Annotated in this window: 12 protein-coding genes and 1 pseudogene; 6 read left to right on the forward strand and 7 right to left on the reverse strand. The window is 70.3% G+C overall.

The annotated features are described in order from the left end of the window. Positions 1–69 precede the first annotated feature (69 nt). From mutL to miaA, 4 genes are all read left to right on the forward strand, one after another. Entirely contained in the window at positions 70–2,037 is a 1,968-nt protein-coding gene (gene mutL / locus Tther_RS11555; protein ID WP_185975083.1) for a DNA mismatch repair endonuclease MutL, read from the forward strand. Positions 2,038–2,104: 67 nt separating this feature from the next. Next, positions 2,105–2,764: an MFS transporter gene (locus tag Tther_RS13705; protein ID WP_342781778.1), complete on the forward strand. Its 660-nt coding sequence runs from the start codon at positions 2,105–2,107 to the stop codon at positions 2,762–2,764. Between the two features lie 12 nt (positions 2,765–2,776). Continuing rightward, positions 2,777–3,364, forward strand: coding sequence for an MFS transporter (locus Tther_RS13710; RefSeq protein WP_342781779.1), 588 nt, complete (start codon positions 2,777–2,779; stop codon positions 3,362–3,364). A 43-nt stretch (positions 3,365–3,407) separates the two neighbouring features. Then, on the forward strand, positions 3,408–4,484 hold the full coding sequence (miaA, locus tag Tther_RS11565) for a tRNA (adenosine(37)-N6)-dimethylallyltransferase MiaA (RefSeq protein ID WP_143904021.1): 1,077 nt from the start codon (positions 3,408–3,410) through the stop codon (positions 4,482–4,484). Positions 4,485–4,508: 24 nt separating this feature from the next. On the opposite strand, the gene Tther_RS11570 is transcribed toward miaA, so the two are convergent. The 7 genes from Tther_RS11570 to Tther_RS11600 all read right to left on the reverse strand — a co-directional run bounded on the left by Tther_RS11570 (position 4,509) and on the right by Tther_RS11600 (position 12,429). Continuing rightward, complete coding sequence (locus Tther_RS11570) at positions 4,509–5,468, reverse strand: NAD(P)H-dependent flavin oxidoreductase (protein WP_143904023.1); 960 nt, start codon at positions 5,466–5,468, stop codon at positions 4,509–4,511. A gap of 41 nt (positions 5,469–5,509) precedes the next feature. After that, positions 5,510–7,300, reverse strand: coding sequence for an acyl-CoA dehydrogenase (locus Tther_RS11575; protein WP_143904025.1), 1,791 nt, complete (start codon positions 7,298–7,300; stop codon positions 5,510–5,512). A gap of 61 nt (positions 7,301–7,361) precedes the next feature. Next, positions 7,362–8,303 carry an electron transfer flavoprotein subunit alpha/FixB family protein gene (locus Tther_RS11580; protein WP_143904027.1) on the reverse strand — a complete coding sequence of 314 codons (942 nt, stop codon included), beginning with the start codon at positions 8,301–8,303 and terminating at the stop codon, positions 7,362–7,364. A gap of 17 nt (positions 8,304–8,320) precedes the next feature. Beyond that, positions 8,321–9,070 carry an electron transfer flavoprotein subunit beta/FixA family protein gene (locus Tther_RS11585; RefSeq protein ID WP_143904029.1) on the reverse strand — a complete coding sequence of 250 codons (750 nt, stop codon included), beginning with the start codon at positions 9,068–9,070 and terminating at the stop codon, positions 8,321–8,323. A 217-nt stretch (positions 9,071–9,287) separates the two neighbouring features. Further along, entirely contained in the window at positions 9,288–10,625 is a 1,338-nt protein-coding gene (locus tag Tther_RS11590; protein WP_143904031.1) for a mechanosensitive ion channel family protein, read from the reverse strand. 4 nt (positions 10,626–10,629) lie between these two features. Then, positions 10,630–11,418, reverse strand: coding sequence for an enoyl-CoA hydratase (locus Tther_RS11595; protein WP_143904033.1), 789 nt, complete (start codon positions 11,416–11,418; stop codon positions 10,630–10,632). 60 nt (positions 11,419–11,478) lie between these two features. Continuing rightward, the gene (locus Tther_RS11600) at positions 11,479–12,429 is read right to left on the reverse strand and encodes a histone deacetylase family protein (protein ID WP_143904035.1); all 951 of its coding nucleotides are present in this window, start codon (positions 12,427–12,429) and stop codon (positions 11,479–11,481) included. A gap of 54 nt (positions 12,430–12,483) precedes the next feature. Here Tther_RS11600 and Tther_RS11605 point away from each other — a divergent pair, with 54 nt between their 5' ends. Then, positions 12,484–13,407 carry an AAA family ATPase gene (locus Tther_RS11605; RefSeq protein ID WP_143904037.1) on the forward strand — a complete coding sequence of 308 codons (924 nt, stop codon included), beginning with the start codon at positions 12,484–12,486 and terminating at the stop codon, positions 13,405–13,407. 13 nt (positions 13,408–13,420) lie between these two features. Then, positions 13,421–14,078 (forward strand): annotated as a pseudogene (locus Tther_RS11610) (hypothetical protein); the annotation flags it as partial.

Below are 14,078 nucleotides of genomic sequence, written 5' to 3' on the forward strand. Positions count from 1 at the left end.
CACTGCTTCGTGCGCTATGCCGACGACTGCAACGTCTATGTGCGCAGTTGGAAAGCCGGCGAACGAGTGATGGCGTTGCTGCGCAAGTGCTACGGCAAGCTGGCTGCGGCCATGCCGCGCCGCCCCATCCGGCCACTGCCCGATGCCCTGATCAGCCAAATCGCTGCCGGCGAGGTGGTGGAGCGCCCTGCGTCCGTGGTGCGTGAGCTGGTGGACAACGCACTGGATGCCGGCGCGCGCCAGATCACCGTGCGGCTGACCGGGGGCGGCGTGCGCCTGATCGCCGTGGAGGACGACGGCTGCGGCATTCCGCGCGACGAGCTGCCGGCGGCGCTGCAGCGCCACGCCACCAGCAAGATCCGCGACCTGCAGGAGCTCGAGGCGGTGGCGACCATGGGCTTTCGCGGCGAGGCGCTGGCGGCCATCGCCTCGATTGCGGAGGTCACGTTGTTGTCGCGCGCAGCCGACGCACCCGACGCCCACGCCTGGTGCCTGGACGCGCGCAGCGGCGAATTGCGCCCTGCCGCGCGCCCGAGCGGCACCACGGTGGAGGTGCGCGAGCTGTTCTACGCGACGCCGGCGCGGCGCAAATTTCTCAAAAGCGAGGCCACCGAACTCGCCCATTGCATCGAAGCCGTGCGGCGCCATGCCCTGGCCCGCCCGGACGTCGGTTTTGCCATCTGGCATGACGGGCGGCTGGTGCAGCAGTGGCGCGCCTGCACCGACCTCGACCCCACCCTGGCCTGGCAGCGGCGCATCGCCGATGCCTTGGGTGCGGACGTTGTCGCCGACAGCCTGCCGGTGGACACCCATGCCGGACCGCTGCGGCTGCAGGGCCTGGTCGGTTTGCCCGACGCGGCGCGCACGCGCACCGACCGTCAGTTTGCCTACGTCAACGGGCGCTACGTGCGCGACAAGGTGATCGCGCATGCGGTGCGCAGCGCCTATGAAGACGTGCTGCATGGCCAACGCCAACCCGCCTATGTGCTCTTTCTGACCATCGATCCGCGCGCGGTGGACGTCAACGTGCACCCCACCAAGATCGAGGTGCGCTTTCGCGACAGCGGTGCGGTGCACCACGCGGTGCAGCGTGCGCTCGAGGCGGTGTTGGCGGCCCCCCGCAGCGCGCTGGCCGCGCCGGACGCGAGCCTCACCGCCGCCGCGGCGCCCCCGGTTGTCGCGGTGGCCGACGCGCCGTGGGGGCCCAGCGCAGCACCAGCAACGGGCGACCTCGAACGCTTGCCGCCCGCCCCAGCGGCCTGGGACACCACCCGCTACCAGCGGCCCGCCACACTCGACCTGCGCGCGCGCGAGGCGGCCCCGCTGCCGCGCTGGGCCGGCTGGCCCGAACCGGCGTCGGCGCCCCCGCCTGCGCCCACCGGTGCTGCTGCTGTGGAACCGGCCGCAGCGCCCGCCGCGACGCCGCCCGCAGCCGAGCCCGGCACCTGGCCGCTGGGACGCGCGCTCGCGCAGTTGCACGGCATCTACATCCTGGCGGAAAACGCCCACGGCCTGGTCCTGGTCGACATGCACGCCGCGCACGAGCGCATCGTGTACGAGCGCCTCAAAGCCCAGTTCGACCGCCTGGGCGACACCGCCATGCCCAGCCAACCGCTGCTCATCCCCGCCACCTTTGCCGCCTCGCCGCTGGAGGTGGCCACCGCCGAGCGCTGCGCCGATGTGCTGCAGCGCCTGGGGCTGGACATCACGCCGTTTTCGCCGCAGACGCTGGCGGTGCGCGCCTTGCCGGCGCTGCTGGCCCAGGCCGACGCGGTGGCGCTGGCGCGCGCCGTGCTGGCCGAACTCGAGCAACACGGCGGCAGCCGCGTGCTGGAGCGCGCCCGCAACGAGTTGCTCGCCACCCTGGCCTGCCACGGCGCGGTGCGCGCCAACCGGCGGCTGACGCTGGAGGAGATGAACGCCCTGCTGCGGCAGATGGAGGCCACCGAACGCAGCGACCAGTGCAACCACGGCCGCCCGACCTGGCGCCAACTGACCCTGCGCGAGCTCGACGCGCTGTTTTTGCGCGGGCGCTGACGGCGGCACGCGCAGCGGTGACACGCAGGACAGCGGGCAGCCACCCGATTTGTTACGATCAATAATGATGAGCACACCCACCGCCTCCGCCCCGATGTCCACCGCCTGGGTCGTGGTGTTCCTGTCGCTGCTGCTGGGCGTGCAACCGCTGGCCACCGACCTGTACCTACCGGCGCTGCCCTCGATCACGGCGGCGTTGCAGGCGCCCATGGCCAAGGTGCAGGCCACGCTGTCGGCGCTGTTGTTGGCATTTGGCATCGCCCAACTGGTCTGGGGCCCGGTGTCCGACCGCTTCGGGCGCCGCCCGGTCCTGCTGCTTGGGCTGGCCGCCTACACCCTCGCCTCGGTGGGCAGTGCGCTTGCGGCCAACGTCGAGCAGCTCATCGTCTGGCGCATCGTGCAGGGGGCGGCCATGGGTGCGGCGGTGATGGGCGCGCGTGCGATCGTGCGCGACCTCTACAGCCCGGTCGAAGGCGCGCGCATGATGTCGCGCGGCCTCAGCGGCCTGGGCATCTTCGCGTGCTTGAGCGGCCCGCTGGGCGGTTGGCTGACCGAACACCTGGGCTGGCGCGCAGCGCTGGGGGTGTTGGCGGTGTTTGGCGCGCTGGGGCTTGTGCTGGTGGCGCTGCGCTTTCGCGAGACCTTGCCCGCACGCAACCCCCAGGCGCTGCGCCCGCGCGAGATGGTGCGCATCTGGGCGCGCATCGCGCGCCACCCCACGTTCTAGGCCTGGGCGCTGTTGGCGGCCACCTCCTACGGCGGGCTGTTTACGTTTTTGGCGACCTCCTCGTTCGTGTTCATCGACGTGCTGGGTCACAGCAAGACCGGTTACGGACTGCTGATGCTGTCGATGTCCACCGTCTACATCAGCGGCACGTTTGTCTGCCGATGGTTGATTCCGCGCCTGGGCGTGCGCCGCACCGTCGCGCTGGCGGCAGCGTTGACGCTGACCGGTGGCACGCTCGCGGGCGTGCTGGGCTGGCTGGGCGTGCACACCACCTGGGCCATCATGGGGCCGTTTTATCTGTTCATCCTGGCGCACGGGGTGCACCAGCCGTGCGGGCAAAGCGGGGCGGTGTCGCCGTTCCCACAGGCGGCCGGCGCGGCATCGGCCTTGGCGGGCTTCGTCATGATGGTCACCGCCTTTGGCATGGGCCTGTGGCTGGGGCAGCGCATGGCGGCGGGCGGCGCGTCCGGCGTTTACCCGCTGACCAACGGCCTGTGGTTTTGGGCCATGATGATTGCGTTGGTGGCGTGGACGCTGGTGCAGCGCCACGGCGAGGTGCGTGCGCCGGTGCAGGGGGCCATCGCGCCGGCGCGGCGCTGACACGCGCGCGGCGGGCGGTGGCAGCGGCCATAATCGCGGGCCCATGAGCGCCGCCCCCTCCGACCCTTTCGCCCCCACCGTTGCGGGTGCCCCACCGGCCCGCGCCGCCTGGCTGGCGCTGGCCGGCCCCACGGCCAGCGGCAAAACCGCCCTGGCGCTGACCATCGCGCGCCACTGGCCGGTCGAAATCATCAGCGTCGACTCGGCCCTGGTGTACCGCCGCATGGACATCGGCACCGCCAAGCCCACGGCCGCGGAGCGCGCCGCCGTGCCGCACCACCTGATCGACATCCGCGATCCGCACGAGGCCTACAGCGCGGCGGAATTCGTGCGCGACGCGCGCCACCTGGTCAATGCCATCCGCGCGCGCGGCCGCTGGCCGCTGCTGGTGGGCGGCACCATGCTCTATTTCAAGGCGCTGTTCGACGGCTTGGACGAGTTGCCACCCGCACAGCCCGCGCTGCGCGCGGCGATCGAGGCCGAAGCGCGCGCGCGGGGCTGGCCCGCGCTGCACGCCGAGCTGGCGCGCGTGGACCCCGCCACGGCGAAGCGGCTGCCGCCCACGGATGCCCAGCGCATTGGCCGCGCGCTGGAAGTCTGGCGCGCCACCGGGCAACCGTTGTCGGCGCTGCAGCGGCGCTGGAGCGCGGATGCCGACGCCGCGGCCACCGCCCCGTTGCACATCGATGGGCGGCCCGGCCGGCTGCTGTCGCTGGAGCCGCGCGAACGCGCCTGGCTGCACCAGCGCATCGACCAGCGTTTTGCCGCCATGTTGGCCGAGGGGCTGGTGGCCGAGGTGCAGCGGCTGCGCGCGCGCGGCGACCTGCACGTGGGCCTGCCGGCGATGCGCTGCGTGGGTTACCGACAGGCCTGGGAAGCGCTGGATGCCGCCGCCGCAGCGGGCCGCGCCAGCCTGACCGCGGCCCAAGAAGCGGCCTTGCACGCGCGCGGGGCGGCCGCCACCCGCCAGCTGGCCAAACGGCAGCTCACCTGGCTGCGCTCGATCCCGCAGCGCGAGGTGGTGCCCATCGGCGCCGATGCTGACGCGTGGCCGATCGTGCAGGCGCTGGTGCGCAGCGCCTGGGGGCCCGAGGGGACGGTGCCGGCCCCTGGCGTTTGAGAAGCGCCGTCCGCCCGGGCAGCCTCAGGCCGCGGCGCACAGGCGCGCGCGCGCCTGCTCGTACTCGCGCTGCAGGCGCGCCACCACCTCGGCCGCCGGGCGCACCGCATCCACCACGCCGATGCCCTGCCCACAGCCCCAGATGTCCTTCCAGGCCTTGGCGCCGGCCGAGGCGAAGTTCATCTTGCTGGGGTCGCTCTCCGGCAGATGATCGGGGTCGAGCCCGGCCGCGCGTATCGACGGCTTGAGGTAGTTGCCGTGCACGCCGGTAAACAGGTTGGTGTAGACGATGTCGTCCGAATTGCACTCGACGATGCACTGCTTGTAGGCGTCGCTGGCGCGTGCCTCGTCGGTGGCAATGAACAGCGAGCCGATGTAGGCAAAATCCGCCCCCATGGCCTGCGCCGCCAGGATGGCGCCACCGGTGGCGATCGAGCCCGACAGCGCCAGCGGACCGTCGAACCACTGCCGGATTTCCTGGATCAGCGCAAACGGGCTCTTGGTGCCGGCGTGGCCACCGGCACCGGCAGCCACGGCGATGAGGCCATCAGCGCCCTTGTCGATCGCTTTGTGGGCAAAGGTGTTGTTGATGATGTCGTGCAGCACCACGCCGCCCCAGCCGTGCACGGCCTGGTTGACATCCTCGCGGGCGCCCAGGCTGGTGATGACGATGGGGACGCGGTACTTTTCGCACAACGCCATGTCGTGCTCGAGCCGGTCGTTGCTCTTGTGCACGATCTGGTTGATGGCAAAGGGCGCCGCCGGCCGATCGGGGTGGGCGGCGTTGTGCGCGGCCAGCGCTTCGGTGATCTCGGCCAGCCATTCGTCGAGCTGCGAGGCCGGGCGCGCGTTGAGCGCCGGCATCGAGCCAACGATGCCGGCCTTGCACTGCTCGATGACGAGCTTGGGATTGCTGATGATGAACAGCGGCGAGCCGATCACAGGCAAGCGCAGCCGCTGCAGCATGGGGGGCAGTTGGGCCATGGGCAAACGTCCTGATCGAGGGTAAACAGCGGGTGCCGAACTCAATAAGCCTCCAACGCCAGCGCCTTGAGGGCGTCGGCGCCGTACACGATGGCATCACGCTGGGCGAGCGCGCGCGGCAGGATGTGCTCGGCGTAAAACCGCGCGGTGGCGATCTTGGCACGCATGAACGCGACATCGCGACCCGCCGTCAGCTCGCGCTGGGCGGCCAGCAACGCGCGCGCCATCTGCCAGCCGGCCATCAGGTTGCCTGCCAGCATCAGGTAGGGCACGCTGCCCGCGTAGGCCGCCACGGGGTCGGCCTTGGCCTGGCTGGCGATGTAGCGCACCACCTCCTCGTACGCCTCGCGCGCGGCCTGCAGGCGCACGCGCACGGCCTGCGCGTCGGGGCTGCCGTCGGCGGCGAGCGCGGCCTCGGTGGCCTGCACCTGCGCCGCCACGGCCAGCGCGACCGTGCCGCCGTCGCGCGCCGTCTTGCGGCCCACCAGGTCGTTGGCCTGAATGGCCGTGGTGCCCTCGTAGATGGTCAGGATCTTGGCGTCGCGGTAGTGCTGGGCGGCGCCCGTTTCCTCGATGAAGCCCATGCCCCCGTGCACCTGCACGCCCAGGCTGGTGACCTCGTGGCTGATTTCGGTGCTGTAGCCCTTGACCAGCGGCACCATGAATTCGTAGAAGGCCTGGTTCTGGCGCCGCACGGCCGCATCCGGATGGTGGTGCGCGGCGTCGTAGGCGGCGGCGGCCACGGCGGCCATCGCGCGGCAGCCCTCGGTGAGGGCACGCATGGTCATGAGCATGCGGCGCACATCCGGGTGGTGGATGATGGGCGCGGCACCGGCCACGCTGCCGTCCACCGGGCGGCTTTGCACACGGTCGCGCGCGTACTGCACCGCCTTTTGGTAGGCGCGCTCGGACAGCGCAATGCCCTGCACCCCCACCGCGTAGCGGGCCGCGTTCATCATGATGAACATGTATTCCAGGCCGCGGTTTTCCTCGCCCACCAGGTAGCCGATCGCGCCGCCTTGGTCGCCGTACTGCAGCACGCAGGTCGGGCTGGCCTTGATGCCCAGCTTGTGCTCGATGCTGACGCAGCGCACGTCGTTGCGCGCGCCCAGGCTGCCGTCGGCGTTGACCAGGTACTTGGGCACGATGAACAGGCTGATCCCCTTGACCCCTTCGGGCGCGCCGGTCACGCGCGCCAGCACCAGGTGCACGATGTTGTCGGCCATGTCGTGCTCGCCGTAGGTGATGAAGATCTTGGTGCCAAAGATCTTGTAGGTGCCGTCGGGCTGCGGCTCGGCACGCGTGCGCACCAACGACAGGTCGGAGCCGGCCTGCGGCTCGGTCAGGTTCATGGTGCCGGTCCAGCGCCCTTCGATCATGGGCGGGATGTAGGTCGCCTTCTGGGCATCCGAACCGGCGGTCAGCAGCGCCTCGATGGCACCATCGGTCAGCAGCGGGCACAGGGCGAAGCTGAGGTTGGCGGCGTTGAGGATTTCGGTGCACATGGCGCCAATGGTCTTGGGCAAGCCCTGGCCGCCAAATTCAACCGGGTGCTGCAACCCCTGCCAGCCGCCCTCGGCGTACTGACGAAACGCCTCGGCAAAACCCGGCGTGGTGCGTACCTCGCCGTCCTGCCACCAGGAGGGTTTTTTGTCGCCTTCCCAGTTCAGCGGCGCGACCACCTCTTCGTTGAGGCGTGCGCATTCCTCCAGCACCGCCTGGGCGGTCTCCAGGTTGGCGTCTTCGAAGCCGGGCAGGCGCGCGATCTGGTCCAACTGCGCCAGGTGCTCCAGCGCAAAGAGCATGTCCTTGACGGGGGCCTTGAAGGTCATGGGGGGATCTCCTCGGGCAAAAAAAGGGCATCCCAGGGATGCCCGCGTGTGGGGTGGACGATCAGAGGGCCTGCACCAGTTCGGGAACGGCCTGGAACAGGTCGGCTTCGAGGCCGTAGTCGGCGACGCTGAAAATCGGCGCCTCGGGGTCTTTGTTGATCGCGACGATGACCTTGGAGTCCTTCATGCCAGCCAGGTGCTGGATCGCCCCGCTGATGCCCACGGCGACGTAGAGCTGCGGCGCGACGATCTTGCCGGTCTGCCCGACCTGCCAGTCGTTGGGCGCGTAGCCCGCGTCCACGGCGGCGCGGCTGGCGCCGATGGCTGCGCCCAGCTTGTCGGCCAGCGGCGTGATGACCTCGTTGAACTTCTCGGCGCTGCCCAGTGCGCGGCCACCCGAGACGATCACCTTGGCGGCGGTCAGCTCGGGCCGGTCGCTCTTGGCCAGCTCGCTCTTGACGAAGCGGCTCTTGCCGCTGTCGGCCACGGCAGCGACCGTCTCCACCGCAGCCTGTCCACCCGTGCCGGCGGCGTCAAAGGCGGTCGTGCGCACCGTGATCACATGCTGGGCGTCGCTGCTCTGCACGGTGGCAATGGCGTTGCCGGCGTAGATCGGGCGCTCGAAGGTGTGGGCATCGACGACCGCGGTGATGTCGCTGAGCTGCGCCACGTCGAGCTTGGCGGCCACACGCGGCGCCACGTTGCGCCCGCCGGCCGTGGCCGGGAAGAGGATGTGGCTGTAGCCCGCGGCCAGCGCCAGCACCTGCGCGGCGACGTTTTCGGCCAGGCCATGCGCCAGCGCGGGCCCGTCGGCATGCAGCACCTTGGCCACCCCGGCGATCTGGGCGGCGGCCTGCGCCGCACCCGCCGCGTCGTGCCCGGCCACGAGGACATGGATGTCCCCGGCGCCAGCGGCCTGCAGCTTGAGCGCGGCGCCCACCGTGTTGAGCGTGGCGCCCTTGAGGGAGGCGTTGTCGTGTTCGGCGATGACGAGAATGGTCATGGCGGCGTGTCCTTTCCTCAGATGACCTTGGCTTCGTTCTTGAGCTTGTCGACCAGCGTGGCCACGTCGGGCACCTTGATGCCGGCACTGCGCTTGGGCGGCTCGGCCACCTTCAGGGTCTTCAGGCGCGGCGTCACGTCCACCCCCAGGTCGGCGGGCTTGACGGTCTCCAGCGGCTTTTTCTTGGCCTTCATGATGTTGGGCAGCGTCACGTAGCGCGGCTCGTTGAGGCGCAAGTCGGTGGTGATGATCGCCGGCAGGCTCAGGCGCAGCGTCTCCAGACCGCCGTCGACCTCGCGCGTGACCTCGACCGCGTCGCCCTGCACCTCGACCTTGGAGGCAAACGTGGCTTGCGGCAGGTCGGCCAGCGCCGCCAGCATTTGGCCGGTCTGGTTGGCGTCGTCGTCGATGGCCTGCTTGCCCAGAATCACCAGCGCGGGCTGTTCTTTGTCGACCAGGGCCTTGAGGATCTTGGCCACGGCCAGCGGTTGCAGCTCCTCATCGGTTTCGACCAGGATGGCGCGGTCGGCACCGATGGCCATCGCGGTACGCAGCGTCTCCTGGCACTGCGCCACACCGCACGACACCGCCACCACCTCGGTGGCCACGCCTTTTTCCTTCAGGCGCACGGCTTCCTCGACGGCGATTTCGTCGAAGGGGTTCATGCTCATTTTGACGTTGGCGATGTCGACGCCGCTGCCGTCGGCCTTGACCCGGACCTTGACGTTGTAGTCGACCACGCGCTTGACGGGGACGAGGATCTTCATGCTTGCTCCTGTGGGTGGTAGGCGGTGACGCTGACTTGACGTTTACGTCAACGTCAACTGAGCACATTGTACGGGGACACCCCGCACAAAAAACGAACGACCGTTCGTTTTTCGGGCATTATAGGCAAGCGCGCGCGCACCCACAAGCCCCCGCGATGCGCCGCATGCGCCGCTGGCGACAGGCGGTTGCCCGCCAACCGCCCCGCGCCGCGCGCGCCTATGCCGTCGGACGCTCTCCGGTCGGGGCCCGTGCGGTGGCGTCGCCCGCCCCCGCCGGCGCTGCACCGCGCACGTGCAGCACGCGCTGGGGGTAGGGAATTTCGATGCCGTGCTCGCGAAACAGCGCCAGGATGCGCAGGTTGATCGCCGAGCGCAGGCCCAGCTGGCCGTTTTCCGGATCGGCAATCCAATAGCCCAGCGTAAATTCCAGGCCGTCGGCGCCGAAGGCCGACAGTGCCGCCAGCGGCGGCGGATCGCGCAGCACGCGCGGCTGCTCCAGCGCCGCCTGCTCCAGCAGACGGCGCACCTGTTCGACATCGCTGTCGTAGGCCACGCCCACCACGGTGGACTGCCAGACCTTGGGGTCGGACAGCGACAGGTTCTCCACCCGCTGGGTGATCAGCAACTCGTTGGGCACGATCGATTCGCGCCCGCCAATGGAGCGGATCACGGTGTAGCGCGCCTTGATGTCGGCCACCACGCCTTCGAAGGTGTCGAGCCGCACCATGTCGCCGATGCGCATGCTGCGCTCGGTCAGGATGACGAAGCCACTGACGTAGTTGGCCGCGAGCTTTTGCAGGCCAAAGCCGATGCCCACGCCGATCGCGCCGCCCAGCACCGACAGTGCCGTCAGGTCGATGCCCACGGCGGACAGCGCCAGCATCAGCCCGACGAACAGCAGCAGCGCACGCGCGGCGTTGCTGGCGGCCTTGCGCAGCGACAGCGACTCGCCGCTGGCGTCGCGCAGCAGCCGCGCCTCGATCGCCGACGAGATCCACAGCGCCACGATCAACACCGCGCCGGCGCTGAGCGTGCCCTCGATGAGCGTGCGCACCGACAGCGTCGTGCCGCCGATTTTCCAGGTGATTTGTTCGAGCTCGGCCAGCACCACGGGCAACAGCCCGGTGATCCATGCCACGGCCGCCAGCCACGCCAACCACGAGACGGTACGCTCCACCGGGCGCAGCCATGTCGCGCCGCGGAAGGCCACTTCGAGCACCTTGACGCCGATGCGGATGACCACCAGCGCCATGAGCGCCGGTATGACGACCTGCCACACCGCACGCGGCGCCCACAGCAGGGTGAGTGCGCGCGCCCCGTAGGCCAGCATCAGCAGCAAGAGCGGGAACAGCACGCCATCGACGCCGCGCCGGCCAAACCAGATCGAGCGCTCGGCATCCGGGTTGAAGGCGCGCTGCAGCGCGCGCACCACCGCCCAGGCCACGCCGATGCACAACCCCAGCGCCCCTAACTCGAGCAGCGCGCCGGGCTGCGCGAAGGTCTGCAGCCACGAACCCAGGTCGTCGATCGGCGCCGGCGTCGTCAAGCGGGCCATGCGCTCAACCCCCTGCGCGCCAGGCCGGCGGGCGCTTGTCGATGAAGGCCTGCACCCCCTCTTGCGCCACCTCGTGCATCATGTTGCACGCCATGGTCTGCCCAGCGAGCTGGTAGGCCGCCTCGATGCCGGTTTCGCGGTGCTGGTAGAACACCGCCTTGCCCATGGCGATGGCCGCGCGCGGTTTGGCCAGAATCGCCCCCACCAGCCGCTCGACCTCGGCATCCAGGTCCTGCAAGGGCACGACGCGGTTGACCAGCCCGCGCAGGCGCGCCTCATCGGCGCTGATGAACTCGCCGGTCAGCAGCATCTCCATCGCCACCTTGGCCGGTACGTTGCGCACCAGGGGCACGCTCGGGGTGGCGCAAAACAGCCCGACGTCGATGCCGTTGACGCCAAAGCGCGCCTCCTGCGCCGCGACCGCCAAGTCGCACTGCGCCACCAGCTGGCAGCCGGCGGCGGTGGCCAGCCCCTGCACGCGGGCGATCACCGGCACCGGCAGGCGCTGGATCTGCAGCATCATGCGCGAACACTGCGCGAAAAGCTGTTGGTAGTACGCCAGGTTGGGGTTGGCGCGCATTTCCTTGAGGTTGTGGCCGGCGCAAAACGCCTTGCCCGCCGCCGCGATCACGAGCACACGCGCGCCCTCGTCGGCGGCGATCTCGTCGAGCTTGGCCGACAGCGCGGCCAGCATCGCCTCGCTGAGCGCGTTGAACGCCTTGGGGGTGTTGAGCGTGAGCGTGTGCACGCCGCGCGCATCGCGCTGGTGCAGCAGTATCGGTTCGTCGGTCATGACACTCCTCCGAAAAAACAGGCGCGCGGCACGCCACCCACCGGCGCGGCGCCAGCCAGGTCACAGCTGCGCAAGGGTGCGCACATGGGCCTCGACGCTGCGCGCCAGCGCGCTGAGGTTGTAGCCGCCCTCGAGCACGCTGACGATGCGGCCCTTGGCGTGCCGCTGCGCCACCTCCATCAGCCGTTGCGTGATCCAGACGTAGTCCTGCTCGACCAGCCCAAGCTGGCCCAGGTCGTCCTCGCGGTGGGCATCGAAACCCGCGCTGATGAAAATGAGTTGCGGGCGGTGCGCCTCCAGGCGCGGCAACCACATCATGTCGATCAGCTCCCGGATGTCCATGCCCTTGGTGTAGGCGGGCACCGGCAGGTTGACCAGGTTGGCGTCGCTGCGGTGGTCCCACTCCGGGTAGTAGGGGTGCTGGTAAAAGCTGCACATGAGGATGCGCTCGTCGCCGGCGACGATGTCCTCCGTGCCGTTGCCGTGGTGCACGTCGAAATCCACGATGGCCACGCGCTGCAAGCCCAGCCGCTGCAGCGCGTATTTGGCCGCCACCGCCACGTTGTTGAAAAAGCAAAACCCCATGGCCCGGTTGCGGCAGGCGTGGTGGCCCGGGGGCCGCACGGCACAAAAGGCATTGGCCAGCTCGCCAGCCACCACCGCCTCGGTGGCGTCGATGGCCGCGCCGGCCGCCGCCAGCGCCGCCTCCCAGGTGTAGGCGTTGAGCGCGGTGTCCGGATCCACCGCCACCCGCGGCGGCCCGCCGGCCGCGATCGCGTCTTGCAGCTCGTCGCTCAGACCGCGGATGGCGGCAATGTGCAGCCGGTCATGGGCGAGCTCGAGCTCGGCCACCGCCGCGGGCGTGGCGGTGCGCTGCTCCAGCGCATCGAGCATGCCGGTGATGAGCAAACGGTCCTCGATGGCACCAAGGCGCTGCGGGCACTCCGGATGGCCCGGCCCCATGTCATGGCGGGCACAGGCGGGATGGGTGTAGTAGCCGGTCGGTTTCATGGCAGATGGGTTGCGGCGCCGGCGCGCCCGGGCGCTTTCCGGTATCGTCGGGGCATGCACGACTGCCGGCCCCTTATCGCCTCCTTGCTGCATCAGCTTACCACGGTCATCGTGGGCAAAGACGCCGTCGTGCGCGACGCGCTGACCTGTCTGCTCGCCGGCGGCCACCTGCTGATCGAAGACGTGCCCGGCGTGGGCAAGACCACGCTTGCACAGGCGCTGGCGCGCACCCTGGGGCTGCCCTTTGCGCGCGTGCAGTTCACCGCCGACCTCATGCCCAGCGACCTCATCGGGGCTGCGGTCTACGACCGCGGCCGGCAGGACTTCGTGTTTCGCCCCGGGCCCCTCTTTGCGCAGGTGTTGCTCGCCGACGAAATCAACCGCGCCAGCCCGCGCACCCAAAGCGCGCTGCTGGAGGCGATGGAAGAACGCCAAGTCAGTGTCGACGGCGTCACCCACCCGCTGCCGCAGCCGTTTTTCGTCATCGCCACGCAAAACCCGTTCGAGCAGCTGGGGACCCACGCCCTGCCGGAGTCGCAGCTCGACCGCTTTTTGATGCGCCTGTCGCTGGGCTATCCCACACCGGCCGCGGAGCGCGCGCTGCTGTGCGGCGAGGACCGGCGCGCGCTGCTGCAGCGTCTGCCCGCGCTGACCAACGCCGCCGGCCTGCGCGAGCTGCAGCAAGCGGTGGATGCGGTGCGGGTCAGCGACCCCCTGCTGGACTATGTGCAGGCGCTGCTGGCCGCCACCCGCGACGGCCGCTGGTTCGTGCACGGGCTCAGCCCCCGCGCCGGGCTAGCGTTGCTGCGCGCCGCGCGGGCGCGCGCGCTGGTGGACGGCCGCGGCTACGTCACCCCGGATGACGTGATGGCGGTGCTGGTGCCGGTCGCCGCACACCGCCTCGTGCCCAACGCCAGCGTGGGCCGCGACGCCGCCGGGCAGTTGCAGGCCCTGCTGCAGACCCTCCCCCTGCCCTGATCCCGCTGCCGCGATGGCCCGCTCCCCAGCCCGATCCCTGCGTCGCTGGTGGCTGGCGCGCCTGCCCGCCAGCGCCGAGCACCTGCTCACGCACCGCAACCTGTACCTGCTGCCCACGCGCAGCGGCGCGATGCTGGGCCTGACCCTGCTGCTGCTGTTGGTCGGCAGCATCAACTACCAGCTCAACCTGGGCTATTTGCTCACCTTCATGATTGCAGGCAGCCTGTTTGCTGGCATGCACCTGGGCCACGCCAACCTGCGCGGCATCCGGCTGCACGCCAGCGTGACGGGCGATGCCTTTGCTGGCCAGGCCTGTCCGGCCCGCGTGCACCTGCAGGCGCCCGGTCGGCGCACGCGCTGGGCGCTGGCGCTGCGTTGGGACCGGCCCGGCGCCCAACCCGTGACGACGGACCTCCCGGGCGGCGAGCGCGTCAGCGTGACGCTGCCCCTGGTCTTTGCGACGCGCGGGCGTCATGCGCTGCCCGCGCTGGGCATCGAAACCCGCTACCCGCTGGGCGCCATGCGCATCTGGAGCTGGTGGCGCCCGGCCGGCACCGTCTGCGTCTACCCGGCCAAACACGTGGGCTATGCCGTCCAGTGGTTTGCGCTGGCCGCGCTTTTGTTGGGTCTGTATGTCTGGTTCCAATTCCTCTCCCCGCGGCGACGGGCCC

It is taken from the genome of Tepidimonas thermarum (assembly GCF_007556705.1).
GTDB lineage: Bacteria > Pseudomonadota > Gammaproteobacteria > Burkholderiales > Burkholderiaceae_C > Tepidimonas > Tepidimonas thermarum.

What these genes read in the sequence shown, in the direction of transcription:
- miaA (WP_143904021.1), top strand. Translation starts at nt 3,408, where the DNA reads ATGAGCGCCGCCCCCTCCGACCCTTTCGCCCCCACCGTTGCGGGTGCC.
- mutL (WP_185975083.1), top strand. Translation starts at nt 70, where the DNA reads ATGGCGTTGCTGCGCAAGTGCTACGGCAAGCTGGCTGCGGCCATGCCG.
- Tther_RS11600 (WP_143904035.1), bottom strand. Translation starts at nt 12,429, where the DNA reads ATGAAACCGACCGGCTACTACACCCATCCCGCCTGTGCCCGCCATGAC.
- Tther_RS11605 (WP_143904037.1), top strand. Translation starts at nt 12,484, where the DNA reads ATGCACGACTGCCGGCCCCTTATCGCCTCCTTGCTGCATCAGCTTACC.
- Tther_RS11580 (WP_143904027.1), bottom strand. Translation starts at nt 8,303, where the DNA reads ATGACCATTCTCGTCATCGCCGAACACGACAACGCCTCCCTCAAGGGC.
- Tther_RS11570 (WP_143904023.1), bottom strand. Translation starts at nt 5,468, where the DNA reads ATGGCCCAACTGCCCCCCATGCTGCAGCGGCTGCGCTTGCCTGTGATC.
- Tther_RS11590 (WP_143904031.1), bottom strand. Translation starts at nt 10,625, where the DNA reads ATGGCCCGCTTGACGACGCCGGCGCCGATCGACGACCTGGGTTCGTGG.
- Tther_RS13705 (WP_342781778.1), top strand. Translation starts at nt 2,105, where the DNA reads ATGAGCACACCCACCGCCTCCGCCCCGATGTCCACCGCCTGGGTCGTG.
- Tther_RS11575 (WP_143904025.1), bottom strand. Translation starts at nt 7,300, where the DNA reads ATGACCTTCAAGGCCCCCGTCAAGGACATGCTCTTTGCGCTGGAGCAC.
- Tther_RS11595 (WP_143904033.1), bottom strand. Translation starts at nt 11,418, where the DNA reads ATGACCGACGAACCGATACTGCTGCACCAGCGCGATGCGCGCGGCGTG.
- Tther_RS11585 (WP_143904029.1), bottom strand. Translation starts at nt 9,070, where the DNA reads ATGAAGATCCTCGTCCCCGTCAAGCGCGTGGTCGACTACAACGTCAAG.